The organism is Stenotrophomonas sp. 610A2, from assembly GCF_030549615.1.
Taxonomy (GTDB): domain Bacteria; phylum Pseudomonadota; class Gammaproteobacteria; order Xanthomonadales; family Xanthomonadaceae; genus Stenotrophomonas; species Stenotrophomonas pigmentata.
The window spans coordinates 1,359,750-1,379,911 of sequence record NZ_CP130832.1; the positions used below are offsets into that span (position 1 = coordinate 1,359,750).

Annotated in this window: 17 protein-coding genes; 8 read left to right on the plus strand and 9 right to left on the minus strand. The window is 64.4% G+C overall.

The window, feature by feature from the left end; translation table 11 throughout:
- Positions 1-9: 9 nt before the first annotated feature.
- Positions 10-342 (plus strand): ComEA family DNA-binding protein, encoded by a 333-nt coding sequence (locus tag Q5Z11_RS06175; RefSeq protein ID WP_303749168.1) that lies wholly within the window; start codon positions 10-12, stop codon positions 340-342.
- Between the two features lie 500 nt (positions 343-842).
- On the opposite strand, the gene Q5Z11_RS06180 is transcribed toward Q5Z11_RS06175, so the two are convergent.
- Complete coding sequence (locus tag Q5Z11_RS06180) at positions 843-2,249, minus strand: GntP family permease (protein WP_303749169.1); 1,407 nt, start codon at positions 2,247-2,249, stop codon at positions 843-845.
- Positions 2,250-2,410: 161 nt separating this feature from the next.
- On the opposite strand from Q5Z11_RS06180, the gene Q5Z11_RS06185 reads away from it, so the two are divergent.
- Complete coding sequence (locus Q5Z11_RS06185; RefSeq protein ID WP_303749170.1) at positions 2,411-4,651, plus strand: TonB-dependent receptor; 2,241 nt, start codon at positions 2,411-2,413, stop codon at positions 4,649-4,651.
- Between the two features lie 404 nt (positions 4,652-5,055).
- The gene (locus Q5Z11_RS06190; RefSeq protein ID WP_303749171.1) at positions 5,056-8,412 is read left to right on the plus strand and encodes a hybrid sensor histidine kinase/response regulator; all 3,357 of its coding nucleotides are present in this window, start codon (positions 5,056-5,058) and stop codon (positions 8,410-8,412) included.
- A gap of 119 nt (positions 8,413-8,531) precedes the next feature.
- Here Q5Z11_RS06190 and Q5Z11_RS06195 read toward each other — a convergent pair whose 3' ends face one another.
- A complete protein-coding gene (locus tag Q5Z11_RS06195; RefSeq protein WP_303749984.1) occupies positions 8,532-8,861 on the minus strand; it encodes an ArsR/SmtB family transcription factor in 330 nt (109 codons plus the stop codon).
- A gap of 81 nt (positions 8,862-8,942) precedes the next feature.
- Between Q5Z11_RS06195 and Q5Z11_RS06200 the strand changes: the two genes are divergently transcribed.
- Genes Q5Z11_RS06200 through Q5Z11_RS06210 form a run of 3 tightly spaced genes read left to right on the plus strand, consistent with a single transcriptional unit; the run spans position 8,943 to position 10,677 of the window.
- Positions 8,943-9,833 carry an MBL fold metallo-hydrolase gene (locus Q5Z11_RS06200; RefSeq protein ID WP_303749172.1) on the plus strand — a complete coding sequence of 297 codons (891 nt, stop codon included), beginning with the start codon at positions 8,943-8,945 and terminating at the stop codon, positions 9,831-9,833.
- The gene (locus Q5Z11_RS06205; protein ID WP_303749173.1) at positions 9,830-10,243 is read left to right on the plus strand and encodes a YeeE/YedE family protein; all 414 of its coding nucleotides are present in this window, start codon (positions 9,830-9,832) and stop codon (positions 10,241-10,243) included. Before Q5Z11_RS06200 ends, Q5Z11_RS06205 begins: the two co-directional genes overlap by 4 nt.
- Positions 10,240-10,677 (plus strand): DUF6691 family protein, encoded by a 438-nt coding sequence (locus tag Q5Z11_RS06210; RefSeq protein ID WP_303749174.1) that lies wholly within the window; start codon positions 10,240-10,242, stop codon positions 10,675-10,677. The genes Q5Z11_RS06205 and Q5Z11_RS06210 overlap by 4 nt, the downstream gene beginning before the upstream one ends.
- Before the next feature lie 141 nt (positions 10,678-10,818).
- On the opposite strand, the gene Q5Z11_RS06215 is transcribed toward Q5Z11_RS06210, so the two are convergent.
- Together Q5Z11_RS06215 and Q5Z11_RS06220 are read right to left on the minus strand one after the other, a co-directional pair.
- A complete protein-coding gene (locus Q5Z11_RS06215) occupies positions 10,819-11,481 on the minus strand; it encodes a response regulator transcription factor (RefSeq protein ID WP_303749985.1) in 663 nt (220 codons plus the stop codon).
- Positions 11,482-11,592: 111 nt separating this feature from the next.
- On the minus strand, positions 11,593-12,390 hold the full coding sequence (locus tag Q5Z11_RS06220) for a 3-hydroxybutyrate dehydrogenase (protein ID WP_303749175.1): 798 nt from the start codon (positions 12,388-12,390) through the stop codon (positions 11,593-11,595).
- Between the two features lie 116 nt (positions 12,391-12,506).
- On the opposite strand from Q5Z11_RS06220, the gene Q5Z11_RS06225 reads away from it, so the two are divergent.
- Both Q5Z11_RS06225 and Q5Z11_RS06230 read left to right on the plus strand, forming a co-directional pair.
- Positions 12,507-14,339 (plus strand): 3-hydroxybutyrate oligomer hydrolase family protein, encoded by a 1,833-nt coding sequence (locus Q5Z11_RS06225; RefSeq protein ID WP_303749176.1) that lies wholly within the window; start codon positions 12,507-12,509, stop codon positions 14,337-14,339.
- 149 nt (positions 14,340-14,488) lie between these two features.
- Positions 14,489-15,085, plus strand: a complete 597-nt coding sequence (locus Q5Z11_RS06230; RefSeq protein WP_303749177.1) for a HutD/Ves family protein — start codon at positions 14,489-14,491, stop codon at positions 15,083-15,085.
- A gap of 125 nt (positions 15,086-15,210) precedes the next feature.
- Here Q5Z11_RS06230 and Q5Z11_RS06235 read toward each other — a convergent pair whose 3' ends face one another.
- The 5 genes from Q5Z11_RS06235 to Q5Z11_RS06255 all read right to left on the minus strand — a co-directional run bounded on the left by Q5Z11_RS06235 (position 15,211) and on the right by Q5Z11_RS06255 (position 19,996).
- Positions 15,211-16,821 (minus strand): sulfite reductase subunit alpha, encoded by a 1,611-nt coding sequence (locus tag Q5Z11_RS06235; RefSeq protein ID WP_303749178.1) that lies wholly within the window; start codon positions 16,819-16,821, stop codon positions 15,211-15,213.
- Positions 16,818-17,792 carry an FAD:protein FMN transferase gene (locus Q5Z11_RS06240; protein WP_303749179.1) on the minus strand — a complete coding sequence of 325 codons (975 nt, stop codon included), beginning with the start codon at positions 17,790-17,792 and terminating at the stop codon, positions 16,818-16,820. The genes Q5Z11_RS06235 and Q5Z11_RS06240 overlap by 4 nt, the downstream gene beginning before the upstream one ends.
- Positions 17,793-17,972: 180 nt before the next feature.
- Positions 17,973-18,779 carry a DUF4198 domain-containing protein gene (locus Q5Z11_RS06245; RefSeq protein WP_282272914.1) on the minus strand — a complete coding sequence of 269 codons (807 nt, stop codon included), beginning with the start codon at positions 18,777-18,779 and terminating at the stop codon, positions 17,973-17,975.
- Between the two features lie 25 nt (positions 18,780-18,804).
- Positions 18,805-19,326 carry a DUF2271 domain-containing protein gene (locus Q5Z11_RS06250; protein WP_282272916.1) on the minus strand — a complete coding sequence of 174 codons (522 nt, stop codon included), beginning with the start codon at positions 19,324-19,326 and terminating at the stop codon, positions 18,805-18,807.
- A 25-nt stretch (positions 19,327-19,351) separates the two neighbouring features.
- Positions 19,352-19,996 (minus strand): PepSY-associated TM helix domain-containing protein, encoded by a 645-nt coding sequence (locus tag Q5Z11_RS06255; RefSeq protein ID WP_282272918.1) that lies wholly within the window; start codon positions 19,994-19,996, stop codon positions 19,352-19,354.
- Between the last annotated feature and the right edge of the window lie 166 nt (positions 19,997-20,162).

Below are 20,162 nucleotides of genomic sequence, written 5' to 3' on the forward strand. Positions count from 1 at the left end.
AGTACAGCGATGAAGCTTTTTACCGTAACGCTGCAGTCTCTGATTCTCGCATTGGTATTGACCCTTACGGCACACGCCACGGACAAGGTCGATATCAATACCGCCTCCGCGGCGGAGCTGAATCAGGTGTTGGTGAACGTCGGCCCTTCCAAGGCGCAGGCGATCATTGAACACAGACAGGCCAACGGGCCATTCAAAAGTGTCGAGGAACTGGCACTGGTGAAAGGAATCGGATTGAAGACGGTCGAACGGAATCGTGACCTGATCGAAGCAAGGGCCGGAGCTGCTCCTGCCAAGAGTGCTACCGGGACGGTAGCTGCGCAGCCGGTTGAGAGGCGCTGAGCGGAAGGAATCGAATAGTGAACCGTCAGGATGACGGATCACCAGGAACCCGAAAAGGGCAGGACGCTGGGGGCTGGAAGGATGCCAACAAGGATGTGAGGTCGTCCGGTGTTGCACAGTGACGTGCAGCCGGGCGATTTTTCTGTCTGTGCTCTTTGGAAACGGCAAGGCCCGGGGAAACCCGGGCCTTGCTGGCTTTTGGGCGCTGGGCCGAAATCTGGATCTGATATTCCGGATCCGTAACAGCTGGAATCCGAGCCTTTCGGCTCCGCTGCCCGGCTGTTGCCGCGGCTGCGGTTGTTTGTGGGAGCGGCGTCAGCCGCGAAGCTGGTGGTGGTTGTGGCGATTGTCAGTTGGCGATCTGATTTTGTATCAGCTTCGCGGCTGACGCCGCTCCTACAAAAAGCTGGTCCGTGCGTGGTCTATTTGGCCTGGTTGATTCGGCTACGAAATCTTGTCGCGGTTGAATGCCCCGGTTTTGGGCCAGGGCGAGCCGAGGCTTAAACCAAGCCGGTCGCGTAATACACGCCGATGATCGCGAACACCGCCAGGGTCTTGATGATGGTGATGGCGAAGATGTCCTTGTAGGACTGGCGGTGGGTGAGGCCGGTGACGGCAAGCACGGTGATCACCGCGCCGTTATGCGGCAGCGTGTCCATGCCGCCGGAGGCCATCGACGCCACACGATGCAGCACTTCCATCGGAATGCCTGCAGCCTGCGCATTGGCGATGAAGCTGTCGGCCATTGCTGCCAGCGCGATGCTCATGCCACCCGAAGCCGAGCCGGTGATGCCGGCCATGGCGGTAACCGAAACCGCTTCGTTGACCAGCGGATTCGGGATCGAGCCCAGTGCGTTGGCGACAACCAGGAAGCCGGGCAGGGCGGCAATCACCGCGCCAAAACCATATTCGGAGGCGGTGTTCATCGAGGCCAGCATGGCGCCGCCGATGGCCGATTTGGTGCCTTCGGCAAACGAGGCCACCACCGGCTTCCAGGCGAAAGCAATGACGCTGAGGATGCCCAGCAACAACGCCCCTTGCACGGCCCAGATGGCGCCCAGCTTGGAGACTTCCTGCACCACCGGTGCCGGGTTGCCGATCACGGCTGGAATGAAGGACTGGGTTTCACCGTAGAAGCCGGGAATCCAGCGGGTCAGCAGGAAGTTGGCCACGCCGACCAGGATCAACGGGGTGATGGCGATCAGTGGGTGCGCGAGATTCTGGCCTTGGAAGGGCTCTGGCTCGTTGCGCAGTTCCTCGTTGGCGCCTGCATAGCCCTCGCCATTGCGTACCGCTACACGGCGGCGCCATTCCAGGTAGCTCATGCCCAGGATCAGGATCACCACGGTGCCGATCACGCCCAGCCACGGCGCGGCCCAGCTGTTGGTGCCGAAGAACGCAGAGGGAATGATGTTCTGGATCTGCGGCGTGCCCGGCAGCGCATCCATGGTGAAGGTGAAAGCACCCAGTGCGATGGTGCCGGGAATCAGTCGCTTGGGGATGTTGCTCTGGCGGAACAGCTCGGCGGCAAACGGGTAGACCGCGAACACAACCACGAACAGCGATACACCGCCGTAGGTGAGCAGCGCACAGACCAGCACGATCGACAGCATTGCGCGCTTGGCGCCAACCAGCTTGATGGTGGCGCTGACGATGGACTTGGAGAAACCCGAGACCTCGATCAGCTTGCCGAACACCGCGCCCAGCACGAACACCGGGAAGTACAGCTTGAGGAAGCCGACCATCTTGTCCATGAACAAGCCGGTGAACATCGGCTGCACCAGCGTGGGATCGGTCAGCAGCACTGCGCCCAGCGCCGCCACCGGCGCGAACAGGATCACGCTGTAGCCGCGGTAGGCGACGAACATCAGGAAGCACAGGGCCGCCAATACGATCAGAAACGACATTCACAGCTCCCCGGCCAATACATTGCCGGCGAGTATCAGGACGAAGTGCGGCCCGGCCCACTGTACGAAGGGACTATACGCGGCCGGCTAACGCTCCATTAACGTGCGCTCCATGGCGACATTCGTGTGTCGCAACGTCATACCCGGGAGGAGGGAGACCAATGAAGCGCAAGTATCTGAGTATCGCCATCGGTGGCATTCTGTTGGCACCGGCCGCATTCGTGCAGGCACAGGAACAGCAGGCGGTGCCGGCTGGCACGCAGGCCACGCAGCTGGATGAAGTGACCGTGACCGCGCGTCGTCGCACGGAGTCCATCCAGGACGTACCGGTTGCGGTCAGCGCCTTCGGCGAGGAGCAGATCAAGGATCTGCAGGCCTCGACCGTGGAAGGCCTGCAGGGCGCCGTGCCCAACATGAACATCGCCCAGGGCCGTGGCTCGGCAAACAGCGTCAACGTCTTCATCCGCGGCATCGGCCAGCCCGACGCGCTGCAGACCTTCGACCCGGGCGTTGGCATGTACGTGGACGACGTCTACTACTCGCGCATCAACGGTGCCTTGTTCTCGCTGTTCGACATCCAGCAGCTGGAAGTGCTGCGCGGCCCGCAGGGCACGCTGTACGGCAAGAACTCCACCGGCGGCGCGATCAAGCTGACCACCAAGAATCCCTTCGACAATGAAGGCGGTGCAGTGGAAGTAACCGCTGGTGACTACGGTCGTCTGGAAGGTCGCTTCTATGTCTCTGGCAAGCTGAGCGATACGCTGGCTGGCAGCATCGCGGGCGCCAAGATCACCAATGACGGTTACGTCAAGGATGCGGTCACCGGCAAGCGCTACAACGACGACGATACCGAGGCGTTCCGCGCCAAGCTGGCGTACAAGCCGACCGACAATTTCAGCGCGGTGCTGTCGCTGGATACCACCAAGCAGGATGCCGCGCTGACCCTGGGCCGGCCAATGGCGGATCTGCGCCAGAGCAGCCTCGCTCCGGTCGGTGTGATCGTGCTGCAGCCGGGCGAAACCGGTGAGTGGAATCGTCGCGCACAGACCTCGTTCCAGAATGGCGAAGGCCAGTACCTGAAGCATTCCGGCGCCTCGCTGGCGATGGACTGGGATATCAACGAACAGTTCACGCTGAAGAGCATCACGTCCTACCGCAAGCTCAAGACCGAGTCGTATATCGACATCGACGCCTCCGAGTACGAGCTGGGCGACGTACTGGTGGCGCTGGACCAGAACCAGAAGAGCCAGGAATTCCAGCTGCATTACGACAACGGCTCCAATGTGCACGCGACCTTTGGCGCGTACTACATGAAAGAGAACGTGCCGTCGTACCAGGAGGCTTACGCTGACGATCTGTTCTCGTTCCTGGGTGCCAAGGTGCCGTTCCTGCGCACCATCGATGATGACCTGACCACCACGTCCACCGCTGCATTCGCGCACGTGAACTGGGAATTCGTGCCGACCTGGACCGTCGCTGCTGGCGTGCGCTGGACCAAGGACAAGAAAGACTACGATCGTTCCACCAGCACCTTCTGGGGCGCCCCGTTTGCCAGCTTGAACGGCACCGTGGCATTCGACGCCAAGGCCTCGTGGACGGCGGTGACCCCGTCGATCAGCCTGCAGAAGGAATTCAGCGACAACCTGATGGGCTATGTGTCGGCCAACCGCGGCTTCAAGTCGGGTGGCTTCAACGGCCGCGCCAACACCGTGTATGACACCCAACACGCCAAGTTCGATCCGGAATACGTGTGGACCTACGAGCTGGGCCTGAAGGGCAGCAGCGCCGATCACCGCCTGCGCGGTACCGCGACGGCGTTCTACAGCAACTACAGCGACTTCCAGGCCCGTGTGTCGCAGGACGTTGGTACTTTCCCGGTGTTGAATGCGGCCAAGCTCAACATCAAGGGCATCGAGCTGGAAGGCAGCGCGTTGCTGGGCGAGGCGACCACGCTGAGCGCGCAGCTGGGCTGGATGGATGCCAAGTACGACAGCTTCGAGGACTTCCGCCTCGATCCGTCGTACGCCGGCTACGACCCGACCGTGAACCACGACCACGTGCCGTTCTCGCCGGATTGGACCGCACGCGTCGCCCTGCAGCATGTGTTCTCGCTGGGTGACAGCGGCAGTCTGACCTTTGGCGGTGACGTCTCCTATCGCGGCGACACCTGGTTGTCGGTGGATAACCGTGACGTGCTGAGCCAGGACGCTTACACCCTGGTGGGCGCCTACGGCGTATGGGATTCGTCGCAGCTGACCTGGCAGATCCGTGCCGGCGTGCGCAACCTGACCGACAAGCAGTACAAGACCGAAGGTCAGGAGTTCGCCAGCGTCGGCAACATCCAGACCGCGTATTACGGTCTGCCACGCAACTGGTATGTGTCGGTGCGTTACAACTTCTGATGAGGGAGCCGGTGACGGCTCGCTGACCGGAACGCAAGGCAGCCCTTTCCCGCATGGCGGGGAAGGGCTTTTGCTGTTGCTGTTGCTTGAAGCCCCTCTCCCGCCTGCGGGAGAGGGGCTGGGGTGAGGGCAGCTTTTGCTGTTGGCTTTGAAGCTCTGACTTGTGATGCAAAAGCTAGAAAGCAAATTGCTGGCGAACCGCACCCTCACCCCAACCCCCGCCCCGCGCCCCGGCCCCCGCGCCAGCGCGAGGGCGCTCGACGAAGGGCGAACCTATGGTTCGCAAACGCATCTTCTCGCCCCGAAGGGAGAGGGGCTTTGAGCAAGACCTTCAGGCTTTTCAACGCTTCATCCTCTGCGCTTAACTCCGTATCCTGCCAAGCAGCTTCCGGGAAACGCTTTCCATGTTGAGTCTGGTAACAGTGGCCTTGGCGGGCCTGGCCTGGCTGGCCCTGATGTTCGGCGTGGCGCTGTACGGCGAACGCCGGCCGACGGCATTCGCGCGCCATTGGCGGCACATCTACACCTTGTCGCTGGCAGTGCACTGCACCTCCTGGACCTTCTACGGCACGGTCACCCAGGCCGCACGCCACGGCTGGCCGCTGCCGCCGACCTTCGTCGGCGCCATCCTGTTCTATGCGCTGGCGATCGGCGTGATGATGCGCCTGGTGCGACTGGCGCGCGAAACCAATGCCACCTCGCTGGCCGACCTGATCGCTGCGCGACTGGGCCGCGATGCCTGGCTGGCGGCGACGGTGACGCTGGTGACCGTGCTGGGCTTGATTCCCTATATCGCCCTGCAGCTCAAGGCGGTGGCGATGAGCTTCGGCATGATCACCTCGCGCGCGGTCGAGGCCGGGCAGGGCGGTTCGATCTGGCAGGACAGCGCCTTGTACGTGGCGCTGGCCATGGCCTTGTTCGCGATGCTGTTCGGTGCGCGCCGTGCCGATGCCTCCGAGCACAATCGCGGATTGGTGCTGGCGATGGCGGCCGAGTCGGTGTTCAAACTTGGTGCGATGCTCGCACTGGGCGTGTTCGTGTGGTTAGGGCTCAAGGGTATTCCCAGTGCACCACCGGTGCCGGTCAGCGCGCAGGAAGGTGGCTTCATTCCGCTGGTGATACTCGGTGGCCTGGCGATGTTCCTGCTGCCGCATCAGTTCCATGTCGGTGTGGTCGAATGCCGCGATCCGGCCGATGTGCGTACCGCGCGCTGGTTGTTCCCCTTGTACCTGCTGTTGATCGCCTTGCCGATCCTGCCTTTGGCGCGCGCAGGCACGGTACTGCTCGGCAACAGCGTGCCTACCGATATGTATACGCTGGCCTTGCCGTTCGCCGCTGGTCACGAAGGCGTGGCGCTGTTCGCTTTCCTCGGCGGCTTGAGCGCGGCTACCGGCATGGTGGTGGTGAGCACGCTGACCTTGAGCCTGATGATCGGCAACCACTGGTTCGCACCGGGCCTGGTGCGCAGTGCCTGGGCGCGTGCTGGTGGTGGTGATCACCGGCGCGAACTGGTCTGGCTGCGGCGCGCCGGCATCTGCGTGATCATGCTGGCGGCTTGGGGTTATAGCCGGCTGATTGGGGGCGGCAATGTGCTGGCCGATATCGGCGGCGTGTCGTTCTCGGCGATGGCAACCCTGGTGCCGGTGCTGGCGTTCGCCATCTGGCGGCCACAGACACCGCCGCGCGCTGCAATTGCCGGTGTGTTGGCCGGCTTTGCAACCTGGGCGTGGGTGCTGTTGCTGCCCTCCTTGCTGGAAAGCGGCGGGCGCACGCCGGCGTGGTTGCTGCAGGGACCGTTTGGCTGGCAATGGTTGTCGCCACAGGGCTTGTTCGGCTTGACCGGCTGGACGCCGCTGGGGCGCGCGGTTGGCGCCAGCCTGTTTGTTGGCACCGCGGCGACCTTGCTGTCGATGGCGTGGCGGCGCGACACGCCTGACCGCATCAGCCGCAACCTGGATGCGGACACTCTGCGCAATGCCGGGCGCCGCTTTCTGCCGGATGAGCGCGTGCAACAGTTGTTGGCGGATGCGCCACGCAATGGAGCGGTGCCACCAGCAATCGAGGCCAGCGTCGAGCGCGAGTTGTCGGCAGTGCTGGGTGCAGCGTCGGCGCGCCTGCTGCTGGATGCCGCGCGCCGCGAGGGCAATGAACTGGCGACAGTGGCGGCCATCGTCAGCGAGGCTTCGCAGGACCTGCGTTTCAGCCAGCAGGTGCTGCAGGCTGCCTTGCAGAACATGAGCCAGGGCATCAGCGTGATCGACCGCGAACAGCGGCTGGTGGCGTGGAACCGGCCATATGCACGCATGTTCGGTTTCCCGGATGAGTTGCTGCAGGTCGGGCGGCCGATCATGGACTTGACCCGCTGGGCGTTGCAGGCAATGCCGGCGCGCGGTGGCGATGAGCGTGCGGTGGATCGGCGCCTGGCATTCATGCGCGCCGGCACGCCGCACCTGACTGAACGCGTTTTCCCGGATGGCAGCATCGTCGAGATCCGTGGCAACCCGATGCCCGGCGGTGGCTTCGTTGCCACCTTTACCGATGTCACCGAATTCCGCCGTAGTGAACGTGAGCTCAAACGCAGCAACGAGACGCTGGAGCAGCGCGTCGGCGAGCGCACTGCCTTGCTGGAATCGGCCAAGCGCGAAGCCGAGCGGGCCAACGATGCCAAGAGCCGCTTTCTTGCGGCGGTCGGGCACGACCTGCTGCAGCCACTGCATGCCGCGCATCTGTTCACCGATACGCTGGCGCAGCAGGTGGAATCCAGCCAGCAGCAACAGGCGGTGGTGCAGATCCGTGGCGCCCTGGATTCCACCACCGATCTGTTGACCGGCTTGTTCGACATGTCGCGGCTGGAAGCCGGTGGGCTGGTACCGCAGCCGCGCGATCTGCCACTGGCCGAGGTGTTGGATCCGCTGGTATCGGAGTTCCGCGCGCTGGCTACCGCGCGCGGGCTGGGCTTCCACTATGTGCCGACCGGCGCATGGGTGAACAGCGATCCGCAGCTGCTACGGCGTGTGCTGCAGAACTTCCTGGCCAATGCGGTGCGTTACACCAGCCACGGCGGCATCCTGCTCGGTGTACGTCGCGAAGACGGCCGTGTGCGCGTTGAAGTGCATGACACCGGTCCCGGTATCGCCAAGGAAGAGCAGCAGCGCATTTTCGAGGAGTTCCGGCGCGGCGAGGACAGTAGCGGGCAGGGACTGGGGCTGGGTCTGGCGATCGCTGATCGTATTGCCGGCCTGCTGCATGCGCCCCTGCGGCTGCGCAGTGAGAAAGGACTGGGGACGGTGTTCTCGGTGTCATTGCAGCGGGCGGCATCACCGCAGGTTGCAAGCGCGCCGCGTCCGCGCAACGCAGCGACCTCGGGTGGCGTGCCGGTGCTGGTGGTCGACAACGATCCCGCAGCGCTGCAGGGTTTGGCGGGCTTGTTGCGTGGTTGGGGCTACAACGTAGCCGAGGCTTCCGGCGAGGCGCAGGCGGTGGCGGCATTGCAGGCAACATCCGCCAGCTTGTGGCTGTTCGACTACAACCTGGACGACGGTGATACCGGCACCGCGCTGCAACTGCGGCTGGGCGAACGTTTTGGCGCACGGCCCACCTTGATCCTCAGTGCCGATGACAGCCTGGCAACGCGGCGCGAAGTGTTGGAGCAGGGGCTGACGCTATTGCACAAACCGGTGCGGCCGTTGGCGCTGAAGTCCATCCTTGATCGTCTGTTGGCGGCCGATGCGTTGCGGCCGGGCATGGGGAACAGGGAATAGGGCAAGTGTGGCCGGTTGGGGTTTGTAGCCCGGGTTAGCGCAGCGCACCCGGGGCATTCCTCATAGAGCCCCGGGTGCGCTGCGCTTACCCGGGCTAGGGAATTCGGCGAGTTGGGACGTCAGGAACTCCGGATCTCGGTATTTCCGCAATACGCCGCATGCAATGCCTGCATCACGCCCAATGCTGGGCTGTCCGCCAAGGCGTAATAGATCGTCTGTGCTTCGCGGCGGGTGCTGACCAACGCCGCTTCACGCATCACCGCCAGGTGCTGCGACAGCGCAGACATCGACAGACCAACCTGCGCCTGCAGTTCACCCACCGAGGCTTCCCCTTCCACCAGGCGGCAAAGCACACGCAGGCGGGCCGGATGGGCCAGCGACTTCAGCAGTTGCGCGGCCTGCTCGGCGTGCGCCTGCATCTGCTCCATATCCGTGTCTGAAGCGCGCATCATTGGGGCTGAGGTTCGGGCTTGTGCTTTGGAAGGTACTAGCCTAATTTAGAAAAAGCTAAATTAAAAGCGAGGCACCCCATGAGCCAGCCGCAGCCTTCATCCACCTTGGTCGAACCGTTCTACGACAAGGACACCGGCACCTTCAGTTACGTGGCCTATGACCAGATCGGTGGCATGGCCGTGATCATCGATCCGGTGCTGGATTACGAGCCTGCCGGCGCGCGAACCAGCACGGCATCGGCCGATGCACTGCTGGAGTTCGTGCGTGCCAAGCTGCTGACGGTGGCGTGGATACTGGAGACCCATGCACACGCTGATCATCTCAGTGCTGCCGGCTATCTTGCCGATCAATTGCAGGCGCCGATCGCCATTGGTCGGGGCATCGTGCAGGTGCAGCAGCACTTCAAGGCGGTGTTTGGCTTGGGCGAGGAGTTCACTGCTGACGGCAGCCAGTTCGACCGGCTGTTCGATGATGGCGATACCTTCAACGTTGGCGCCTTGAGCGCGCGGGTGATCGCCACGCCGGGGCATACCGATGACAGCCTCACCTACGTGATTGGCGACGCTGCTTTCGTCGGAGACACCATGTTTGCGAGCGATACCGGCACCGCGCGCTGCGATTTCCCCGGAGGCGATGCACATCGCCTCTACGCATCCATCCAGCGCATTCTGTCGCTGCCCGCCGATACGCGCATCTGCTTGTGCCACGACTACCCGGGTAACCGACGCGAAGCGCAGGCACAGACCACGATCCACGAGCAGCGACAGAACAACGTGCATCTGAAGGGCGGCACCGACGAGGCGGCATTCGTACAGATGCGCGAGCAACGGGATGCGACCTTGCCGGTGCCGAAACTGATCCTGCCCGCCTTGCAGGTGAATATCCGCGGCGGCCGTCTGCCGGAAGCCGATGCCAACGGTGTGCGCTATCTGCGCCTGCCGCTGGATCAGATCGGCAAGCCGCAATGAGCAGCTGGATGCTGGCTCTGGCGGGTGGCGTACTGATTGGTATCGCTGCCACATTGCTGCTGTGGTTGACCGGTCGCATCGCTGGTATCAGCGGTATTCTTGGCGGCGTGGTGATGCCGCGCAGTGGTGAGGTGGCTTGGCGAGCCGCTTTTCTGATCGGCTTGGTGGGTGCCGGTGCCGCGTATCTGTGGCTGGTGCCGGGCGCGTACATGCCACGTCAGGGCTTCCCGCCGTTGTTGTTGGTGATTGCAGGCCTGCTGGTGGGCTTTGGCACGCGCATGGGCAATGGCTGTACCAGCGGCCATGGTGTCTGTGGCCTGGGGCGCTTGTCGATGCGTTCCTTGGCTGCTGTGCTGACCTTCATGGCGACCGCGGTAGTGACCACCTACATCGTCAGGCATGTGGCATGAGCAGTCCACGGATCACCTTGGCAGCACTGGTCTCCGGCGCGCTGTTCGGGTTGGGGCTTGCGATGTCGGGCATGACCGACCCGCAACGCATCCTCGGCTTTCTTGATGTGTTCGGTGACTTCAATCCCGCACTGCTGTTTGTGCTGGGCGGCGCGGTGACTACGACGATGCTGCTGTTTCGATTCGTGTTGCGGCGGCCGGCGCCGGTGTTCGCGCAGCGTTTCCAGCTATCGAATCTGCGCAGCATTGATCGGTCGTTGCTGATTGGCGCGGCTTTGTTCGGTATCGGCTGGGGCTTGGCAGGTTACTGCCCGGGGCCGGCGCTGGTTGGTCTGGGTGTGCTGTCACCAGAGGCGCTGTGGTTTGTGCCGGCGATGGTGGCGGGCATGGTGCTGCACAAGCTGATCAGCAGGCGCAATGTGGGAGCGGCGTGAGCCGCGAGGCTGGTATCGGTTCCGGTGCCGAAATAAATGCAATCAGGAATGCCTGGGATTGGTTTGGCTGACGCTGGGAGGTCCATCAGCTTCGCGGCTTACGCCGCTCCCACAAGAATCCACAAGAATCAGAAGCGTCGGCTACAGCGCCTGGCGCGCCGGATCGCTCAATTCCAGCTCACGCAATACCACGCTGGCCTGGGTGCGGTTGCGCACGCCAAGCCGCTCGAAGATGGCGGACAGATGCGCCTTGACCGTGCGTTCCTGCACATCCAGACGGTCTGCGATCTGCTTGTTGAGCAGGCCTTCGGCGACCAGCGCCAGTACGCGGAACTGCTGCGGCGACAGGCTCGCCAGGCGCGCTGCCAACTCGCTGTCGTGGCTGGAAGACTGTGCACGCGAGACAGAAGCGCGCAGCGAGGCCGGCAGCCATTGCTCGCAGGCCATCACGCTGCGGATCGCTTCGCGCAGCTCGTTCAAACCCGAACTCTTGGGCAGGTAACCGGCGGCGCCGTGATCGAGGGCACGACGCACTACGCGCGGGTCATCATTGGCCGAAACCACGATCACCGCTACGCCAGGATGCTGGGCGCGGATCGCCGCCAGACCTGCCAAACCGTGATTGCCCGGCATATGCAGGTCCAGCAGGATCAGGTCGGTATCCGGGGCGGCATCCAGTGCGGCCAGCACGCCCTCCAGTGACTCGGCTTCGCGCACCGATAGATCGCTGACGGCCTCGCTGGCAGCCTGCCGCAGGGCGGCACGGAACAGGGGGTGGTCATCGGCAATCAACAGGCTGGGCATGGCGGTGCTAACTGGCTGGAAGGAAGCGGGTGCCGGCTGCTCGGCAGCGTGCACCCGGGGCAGTATGCCGTGGATTTCAGCCATTGCCCGCTTCCTCCTGTATTTCCAGACTTACTGCGCGGTCCAGCCGCCGTCCATCGGCATCGCCGCACCGGTCAGGTTGTGTGACTCGCGGCGGCACAGCCACACCACCATCGCGCCGATGTCTTCCGGCAGCGACATGCGCAGGCTGGGCTGCTTTTCTTCCAGCAGGGCGCGCACGCCGTCGTCGCGGCTGCCGCCGTTGCGGTGTGCCTGGATCTGCGGCTCGATCAGCGGGGTTTCTACCCAGCCCGGGCACACGCAGTTGACGGTGACGCCACCGCTGTCACGGCTGCCGGCAGCGGCATATTCCAACGCGGCGACCTTGCTCAGGCCGACGATGCCGAACTTGCTGGCCACATAAGGAGCCTTGTTTTTGGAGGCGACCAGACCGTGTACCGAGGCGATGTTGACCACGCGGCCGTAGCCACGCTCGGCCATGCCCGGCAACGCCTGCTGCATGGTGTGGAAGGCCGCGCTGAGGTTGATGGCGATGATGTCGTCCCACTTCTGCGGCGGCTGTTCGGCCAGCGGTGCGGCGTGCTGGATGCCGGCGCAGTTCACCAGGATGTCGATGTTGCCCCAAGCCTGCACGGCTTCGAGCATGTGCGCGATCTGGTCTGGCTTGCGCAGGTCGGCATCGAAGTGCTGCGACTCGCTGCCTGCGTCGGTGACGCTCTTCAGCGCCGCCTCGATCTGCTCGGGGCTGCCGAGGCCATTGATGGCCACGCGCGCACCGGCGCTGGCCAGCGCCTGGGCGATGGCCAGGCCGATGCCGGAGGTACTGCCGGTCACCAGTGCGGTGCGGCCTTGCAGGAAGCGGTCCATGGGGAACTCCGATCTGTTGCTTTGGGGGATGGTGGAAACCTAGCAGCCGTGGCGCTAAAAGCGTGTGGTACTTAAGTACGATGAGCCGGGCGGCGGTGCTCTGTTAGGGTGCGTCCATGAGCCAATCCCTACTGCGCGCCGCCTGCGGCCTATTCGTCGGACTGAGCCTGGCCTCCTGTGCCAGCGGCCCAGCATCCAAGTCCGTGGAGCCTTCCATGTTCAGCAACGAACTCCGCAGCGAACACCGCGGCAGTGACGACCTGCTTACCGCCGGACTCGGCCTGGCCGGCCTGCGCAGCATGGCGCCGCCGGCATTCGCCGACGCCAGTGCACCGACCGTCGATGAGCTGCGCCGCCGGGCGCTGTGGGGCAGCTGGCGTGGTATCGCCGATCTTGCACCGGGCGGTGGCTACGGCGAACTGTTCGGCAGCCTGCAGAGCGTGCCTGGCCGGGAGTATTCGGCGTTCGCGCGCCTGCCTGGCGCCAAGCAACCGCATCGCGTGCTGGCACAGGTGCCGGACAACTTCGATACCGGCAAGCGCTGCGTGCTGGTGGCACCAGCGTCTGGTTCGCGTGGCATCTATGGCGCCGTGTCGGTCGCCGCTGCCTGGGGTCTGCCCAAGGGCTGTGCCGTGGTCTATACCGACAAGGGCGCGGGTAGCGATTATTACGATCTGAACGCGCAGGCTGGCGTGCGTGCCAACGGCACGGTCGGTGCACTGGGCGAGGTCAGTGATCTTGCCTTCGTACCGGATGCGCCGATCAATGCGTCGGGTGTTGCATTCAAGCATGCGCACTCCAAGGACAACCCGGAGGCCGATTGGGGCCGCCACGTAAAGCAGGCCGCCGAGTTCGCGCTGCTGGCGTTGGCAGAAGCCTATCCGCAGGCTGCGCCTTTCACGTTTGAAAACACCCGCATCATCGCCGTCGGCATCTCCAACGGTGGCGGCGCTGTGCTGCGTGCGGCCGAGTTGGAAGGGGATTGGCTGGACGCCGTGGTGGCGGGTGAACCCAGCGTCTATTCCAGCGGCCCGGGGTCACGTGCGCTGTATGACTACACAACCGAAGCGGCGCTGTTGATGCCGTGCGCGCAGCTGCACATGAGCAACCTGCCGCAGCCGCCGCTGACGGCTGCGCTGCAGGCCGGTGCCGCAGTGCGCTGCGCGACGTTGACGGCCGAAGGCGTGATCAGCGGTGCAACGCCAGCTGCACAGGCGAAGTCGGCTTACGACCTGATGTTGAGCAAGGGCTGGACGGACGCATCGCTGCGCGCTGGCGCGCTGTCGACCGGCTTCGACCTGTGGCGTGCGATTGCCGCGACCTATGCCTCGGCTTACGGCCGTTATGGCGTGGGCGAGCATCCCTGCGGTTTCAACTTTTCCGCGCAGAATGCTGACTTCTCGCCCCGCGCCGCGACGTCGATCGAGCGGGCCGCATGGATCTCCGATGGCAGCGGCATACCGCCGGGCGCCGGGGTCGGTCTGCTCGACAGCAAGGTCGCCTTGCCGGACCTGACCTACGCCGGCCTGAAGTGCCTGCGCGGCCTGTGGGACGGCCAGGGCGAAGACGCCAAGCGCGTGCAGACGGGCATCCAGGCCACGCATGCAGGCTTGCCGCGCAAGGGCCTGCCGGTGATGGTGGTGCACGGTGCTGACGATGGCCTGATTCCGCCGGCTTTCAGCAGCGCGCCGTATGCGGCTGCGGCCAAGGCTGCCGGACGTGAAGTGAGCTATTGGAAGGTGCAGAACGTGCAGCACTTCGATGGTTTCCTCGGCCTGCCGGATTACGGTTCGCGTTACCTGCCGCTGTTGCCGTATGTATACGAGGCGCTGGATCGCGTGCAGGCCCGTCTGGACAAGGGCACGGCGTTGCCGGCCGATGCGGTGATTGCGACCACGCCGCGTGCGGGCAAGCCGCTGACGGCTGAGAACCTGGCGATGCCGAAGTAAGCAAGGCTTCTGCCCCCTCCCTTTTGCGCAGCAAAGGGGAGGGTTTGGGGGGGGTGTTGTTGCTCTGCGCTGTTGGATCTGTGGCTTCGCGGCTCACGCCGCTCCTACAAAAGAGACAGCCACCCTCGCGCTGATGGCATCATTGCCCGATGCACACACTGAACTCACCTTCCCGCGTCATCCCTTCCGCTCTCTATCAGCGCGAGCGCTGGCGTAATGGTCTGGGCTGGACGCGCGAAATCCTGCGTCTGCCGGAGCAGGGTGACTGGCAGCTACGCCTTTCCATCGCCGAGATCGAACAGGACGCGGCGTTCTCCGCATTCCCCGGTGTCGAACGTGAGCTGGTGCTGCTGCAGGGCGAAGGCCTGCGCTTGCGCTTCGCCGATGGCCGCTGCGAGGCCCTGCTACCGCCATATCAGCGCCTGCGCTTCGCTGGCGAGGCGGAGCTGGTGGGTGAGCTGATTGATGGTGTGACCCAGGACTTCAACCTGATGTGGCGGCGTGAGGCGCTGCAGGCCGAACTGCTGCATCGGCCCTTGGTCGGCAACATGCTGTTTTTCACCGAGCCGCAGGCGGCGTGGGCGATCCATTTGCTGGCAGGGCAGGCCGAGTTCGAAGGTGGCGTGTTGCCGGCAATGTCCGCGGGCGATACCGCATGGTTGGCGGCGGGCGAGCGGCAGCGCTACACGCTCAGCGGTGGCGGTGAGTTGCTGGCGATAAAGGTGGCCCCGACGGTGCCAATGTAGTGCCGAGCCATGCTCGGCATGGGCATTACCGGGAAAGCCCCTGCCGAGCACGGCTCGGCACTACGTTTGGGATTGCTTGTAATGCTTCTGCCGAGCATGGCTCGGCACTACAGGTGGGTTTCCGGTCAGTACACGTCGCGGCGATAACGCCCGGCTATGCGCAATGCTTGATGCGCTTCGGCACCAATCGCATCGACGATGACCTTGTCCACCGCCGGGGCCATGCCTTGCAGGCTGCCGCAGACCAGGATGGTTGCGCCATCATCCAGCCATTGCCGTAGCACATCGCTGTGCGCGGCCAGTGCGTCCTGCACGTAGTGGAACTGGCCATTGTCGCGGCTGAAAACCGTGTCCAGCCGCTCGATCGCACCTTCGCGCTGCCACTGCTGCAACTCTGCACCGAAATGGAAATCGTGGGCGGCGTTGCGTTCACCGAACAACAACCAGTTGCGTCGTGCACCCACATCGATACGTGCTCGCAGATGCGCACGCAGGCCGGCGATGCCGGTGCCGTTGCCGATCAGGATCAGCGGTGCGGCATTGCCCGGTGGATGGAAGTTGCTGTTGCTGCGCAGGCGCAGATCAATGCTGTCGCCGATAGCGGTGTAATCGCAGAGCCAGCCGCTGGCGAGGCCGGGTGTGCCGTCCGGGCGCAGTTGCCGGCGCAGCATCAGCTGCAGGTTGCCTTCGCCCGGCATCGAGGCAATCGAGTACTCGCGGTGCGGCAGCGGCTTGAGGTTGGCGGCGAGTGCGTTGACATCGTGCTTGTCGACGCTGTCGGGCAGATGGGATTGGGCGAGGGCATCGCGCAGTGAACGTCCATCGGCAAGCACGGTTGCAGCGTCGAAACTGTTTGCCTGCAGCCACTGCGTCACCGCATCAGCGGATTGGCGTGGGCCGATTTCGGCGATATCGCCAGCCTGCCAGGTCGGCAGCTTTCCGTCCGCGGGCTGCAGTTGCAGGTTGAATACCTTGCCGCCCACGCTGCCGGGATTAAGCACGTTGCGCTGGCGCAGCAGCCACGATTGATAGGCCGGTGCACTCCAGTCGGTTGCGTTGGCGGCTTCGCCACCCAGCTGGCCAAGCAGCTGCTGCCAATGGCGCAGCGCGTCGGCATCGGCGTTGTCCACTTCCACCGTATCGAACAGTGGCTGTGCACCATGCGTGCGCAGCCACTCATCGAGTTGATGGCCGAATGCGCAGTACTGCTCGTAGGTCTTGTCGCCCAAGGCCAGCACGGCGTACTGCAGCTGCGGCAGTTTCAATGGCTGCGGCATCACCCGGCTGAGGAAGGCGAGTGCGTGGTCCGGCGGATCCCCTTCGCCGGTGGTTGCGGCGATGAACAAGGCCTGGCGGCTGCCGGCGAGCAGGGATGCATCGACCTGGTCGATGCCGCGCAATCTGGTCTTGTGGCCGGCGCCGCGCAGGTGCGCGGCGGTGCGCTGTGCCAGCTGCTGGGCGAAGCCGGTCTGGCTGGCCCACACCACCAGGATCGGTGGTTCCTTGCTGTCGCCGCTGTCGTCGTCGCGCTGGCGGGTGCACCACCACAGCGCGAAGCAGGCCGCCGCGTAGATGGCCAAGGCTGCCAGTGCCATCCACCATTGCGATGCCAGTGGAGCAGCCGGCCACCAGCGCTCGCCCAGATGCAGCCGCAGCAGCAACAGGGCGATCAGCAGCAGGCCCAGGCCAACGGCGAGATTGCCGAGCAGTGCGCGCGTGGAGCGGTTGGGGTTCATTGCGTGCTGGCGTCCAGGTAACGCTGGAAGGCGGGGGTCATGGTTTCCACAAGCCCAGTATCGGCGCGGGTGATGAAACGTGCAGCCAGATCATGTTGGTTGGCGAAGGCCAGGCCTTCATCGGCGCCCATCACGGTGAGTGCGGTTGCCCAGGCATCGGCGTGCATGGCGTCACGCGCGATCACCGTGACCGCTGCAGCGGCACGGCTGACCGGTGCATGGCTGCGTGGATCCAGCGTGTGGCTATAGGACACGCCATCGCGTTCGAACTGGTGCCAGCGGTCGCCGGAAGTGGCTACCGCCAGATCATCGAGCGCCAGCACACGCGGCGGGTACTCTGCACCCGCATCTTCTTCAGGTGCGGATTCGACCAGCACGCGCCAGGGCTGGCCGTCGGGTTTCAAACCGTAGCCATGCAGTTCGCCACCGACTTCGACCAGCGCGGCGGTGATGCCGATACGGCGTAGCCAGGCACTGACCAGATCCACGCCGTAGCCCTTGGCGATGGCGGACAGGTCCAGTTGCAGTCCGCCGGGTTGCAGCGCGCTTTGTGTCTGTGGATCCAACTGCAGTTTGTTCCAGCCGCAGCGAGCGGCGACCTCGGCCAGATGCGCGGGATCAGGTACAACCTGTGCGCCCGCATCGGCGCCAAAGCCCCACAGCGCGACCAGGGGACCGATGCTGGGATCGAAGGCGCCAGCGCTGCGCTCGGCGATATCGTGCGCGCTGCTGAGCACGTTCCAGAAATCATCCGGCAGCGCGTGCCAGCTGTCTGCGCCGGCGCGGTTGTAGCGGCTGATGTCCGAGTCGGCTTCCCAGGTGCTCATCTGCGCGACCACGCGATCCAGTTCGGCCTGGATGCCGGCATGCAACGGGTGCAGGTCACGGCTGCGTGCAGCCACCAGCTTGACGCTCCAGCTGGTGCCCATGGTGTGGCCGCCAAGGGCGGCGATGTCGGAGTTGGAGGACATCGAAAATGATCGGCTAGACGTTGTCCCTTCTCCCGCGAGCGGGAGAAGGTGCCCCGAAGGGGCGGATGAGGGGAGCTTTTGCCTCTCTCGGCCAACTGCGAACTTCAAGAGTTCGACTCCGGCCTTGCCCTCACCCCAACCCCTCTCCCGCGGGCGGGAGAGGGGCTTTGAGCAACAGCCTTACTGCGGCAGCACTTCCAGCGTGCCTACGTAGCTCAGGCGGCGGACGGCGGCCTGCGGGATCGAGGTCTTGTTGTCCTCGGTGCCGGTTTCCAGCCAGTACATGCCAGCCTGCGGCCAGGTCACCGAGAACTCGCCGTTGGCGTCGGTGGTGACCTTGATCTCTTCCTGGGCGTTGCGGTAACGGGTGCCGCCACGGGTGATCTCGACTTCCAGGCCAGCGTGCGGCTTGCCATCGACCAGCAGCTTGAACTTGGCCTGCTCGCCGGCGAACAGGTCGTTCGGGTGGCCCAAGGCAACCAGTTCCATGCCCTTGCCGGTCGGCTGCAACGCGGTGTCGTTCGGCTTGCCGTTGGTGACGAAGGTTTCAATGCGGCCGGCGGTCTCGGAGACCTTCAGGTCCTTGGCGTCCTTCGGTACTTCGGTGGCGAAGGTGGCAGCGTTACCGCGCCAGCGCTTGGGCTTGCCGTCTTCCTGCCAGTTGGCCGACAGGCCGGCATTGACGGTGGCCAGGCGGTAGGTGCCCTGCTGGGTCAGTTCGACGTCGAAGACGCTGCGGTACTTGCCGGTGGCGGCATTCTGCGGCTGCACGGTGCTGCCGTCCGGTGCGGTGATCACCAGGTTGTCCAGGCGCAGCGGCACATGGTTGAAGTAGAACAGGTCGTTGGACACGGCGGCGTCCACGGTGATCCACGGGTTGGTACCGGCAATCACGGTCTGCGACGGCTGCAGCCAGGCCTTGTGGGCGGCGGCGGAGAAGGGCAGCACGGCGGCGATGGTGGCAGCAAGCAGGAGGGAACGCTTCATCGGTTGGCTCCGTTGGTAATGGGGATCAGGGCTTGACGGCAAGGGTGACGGCGCCGAGTTCGGAGGTGCCTTGGGCACTGCCGTTCTGCGCGGCACGGGCCGGCCAGGTGAAGGGAATCTTGACCAGTTCGCGGCCACCGACTTCGCGCGCGGCTTCCACCACCAGCGAGTACTGGCCGGCGGGCAGGGCGCGCAGCTGCGGCTGGCGGTCGCTGAAGCTGAGCTGGTGCTTGCCGACCGGACGGGTCGGGCCAGTGACGCCATCGACCGGCACCTGCAGGGTGCGGCCGCTCTTGCGCCACCACTGGCGCAGGTCCGGCAGCCACTTGGTGCCGTGGCCTTCGGCGGTGTCGCGGAGCTGGTACCAGACCGACAGGTTGGCGGCGACCTGCTGGTCGGCACCTTCGATCCACACCGCGACATAGGGGCGGTGGTATTCGGCCACGTTGAGCTTGGGCACTTCGACGTTGACGTCGAGGCTGGCGGCGTAGGCGGCAGGAGCGGTGGCAATCAAACCGCTCAGGGCGATGGTCAGGGTGACGCGCATGGTGCGACTCCGGGAAGGATGACGGTCAATGGATGAGAAGCAGGGCGATCAACAGCGGGATCAGCAGGCCCAGGCCGACCAGCGGCCAGGTCATGCGCCGCTGCCGCGCATGCAGATGCAACAGGAATAGACCGGTGATGCAGAACACCAGGCAGGCCACCGCGAACACGTCGAGGAACCAGCCCCAGCCCGGGCCGGCATTGCGGCCCTTGTGCAGGTCATTGAAATAGGAAACCCAGCCGCGGCGAGTCTTCTCGAACTCCACCGCGCCGGTTTCGCGGTCGATGCTCAGCCAGGCATCACTGCCGGGGCCGGGCATGGACAGATAGATTTCTTCCGGCGACCACTCGGCCTCGCGGCTGCCGATGGACACTTCCAGACGATTGGACAACCAGTCGGCGACGCGCGCTGGCAGCGGCGCATTGCCATCTTCGCGATCACCCAGGGCCTTGAGCACCGGGGCAGGGAGTTCGAGTTGCTGGTTCTGCACCTGTGGCTTGGCTTCGATCTTGGACGCGTGGTTCAAGGTGATGCCGGTCAGGGAGAACAACAGCATGCCGATCAGGCAGACCGCCGAGCTGATCCAGTGCCACTGATGCAAGGTGCGCAACCAGAAACCACGGCTGGCCTGTTGTTGCACGGTGGTGGCGGTGCTGCGGTCTGCGGACACGGGAATCGGGATTATGAAAGGACGACGATTAGAGCACTAATGAGAATGATTCGCAATTTGTGAAGATGCGTCGCCCCCTCCCTTTGCCGTGGGCAAGGGGAGGGGGCGGTTCTGCTTGTGCTGGTAACGCTTGAGGATGTGCGGCGTTGACACGGGGAACCCCTCC

What these genes read in the sequence shown, in the direction of transcription:
- Q5Z11_RS06175 (WP_303749168.1), top strand. Translation starts at nt 10, where the DNA reads ATGAAGCTTTTTACCGTAACGCTGCAGTCTCTGATTCTCGCATTGGTA.
- Q5Z11_RS06180 (WP_303749169.1), bottom strand. Translation starts at nt 2,249, where the DNA reads ATGTCGTTTCTGATCGTATTGGCGGCCCTGTGCTTCCTGATGTTCGTC.
- Q5Z11_RS06185 (WP_303749170.1), top strand. Translation starts at nt 2,411, where the DNA reads ATGAAGCGCAAGTATCTGAGTATCGCCATCGGTGGCATTCTGTTGGCA.
- Q5Z11_RS06190 (WP_303749171.1), top strand. Translation starts at nt 5,056, where the DNA reads ATGTTGAGTCTGGTAACAGTGGCCTTGGCGGGCCTGGCCTGGCTGGCC.
- Q5Z11_RS06195 (WP_303749984.1), bottom strand. Translation starts at nt 8,861, where the DNA reads ATGCGCGCTTCAGACACGGATATGGAGCAGATGCAGGCGCACGCCGAG.
- Q5Z11_RS06200 (WP_303749172.1), top strand. Translation starts at nt 8,943, where the DNA reads ATGAGCCAGCCGCAGCCTTCATCCACCTTGGTCGAACCGTTCTACGAC.
- Q5Z11_RS06205 (WP_303749173.1), top strand. Translation starts at nt 9,830, where the DNA reads ATGAGCAGCTGGATGCTGGCTCTGGCGGGTGGCGTACTGATTGGTATC.
- Q5Z11_RS06210 (WP_303749174.1), top strand. Translation starts at nt 10,240, where the DNA reads ATGAGCAGTCCACGGATCACCTTGGCAGCACTGGTCTCCGGCGCGCTG.
- Q5Z11_RS06215 (WP_303749985.1), bottom strand. Translation starts at nt 11,481, where the DNA reads ATGCCCAGCCTGTTGATTGCCGATGACCACCCCCTGTTCCGTGCCGCC.
- Q5Z11_RS06220 (WP_303749175.1), bottom strand. Translation starts at nt 12,390, where the DNA reads ATGGACCGCTTCCTGCAAGGCCGCACCGCACTGGTGACCGGCAGTACC.
- Q5Z11_RS06225 (WP_303749176.1), top strand. Translation starts at nt 12,507, where the DNA reads ATGAGCCAATCCCTACTGCGCGCCGCCTGCGGCCTATTCGTCGGACTG.
- Q5Z11_RS06230 (WP_303749177.1), top strand. Translation starts at nt 14,489, where the DNA reads ATGCACACACTGAACTCACCTTCCCGCGTCATCCCTTCCGCTCTCTAT.
- Q5Z11_RS06235 (WP_303749178.1), bottom strand. Translation starts at nt 16,821, where the DNA reads ATGAACCCCAACCGCTCCACGCGCGCACTGCTCGGCAATCTCGCCGTT.
- Q5Z11_RS06240 (WP_303749179.1), bottom strand. Translation starts at nt 17,792, where the DNA reads ATGTCCTCCAACTCCGACATCGCCGCCCTTGGCGGCCACACCATGGGC.
- Q5Z11_RS06245 (WP_282272914.1), bottom strand. Translation starts at nt 18,779, where the DNA reads ATGAAGCGTTCCCTCCTGCTTGCTGCCACCATCGCCGCCGTGCTGCCC.
- Q5Z11_RS06250 (WP_282272916.1), bottom strand. Translation starts at nt 19,326, where the DNA reads ATGCGCGTCACCCTGACCATCGCCCTGAGCGGTTTGATTGCCACCGCT.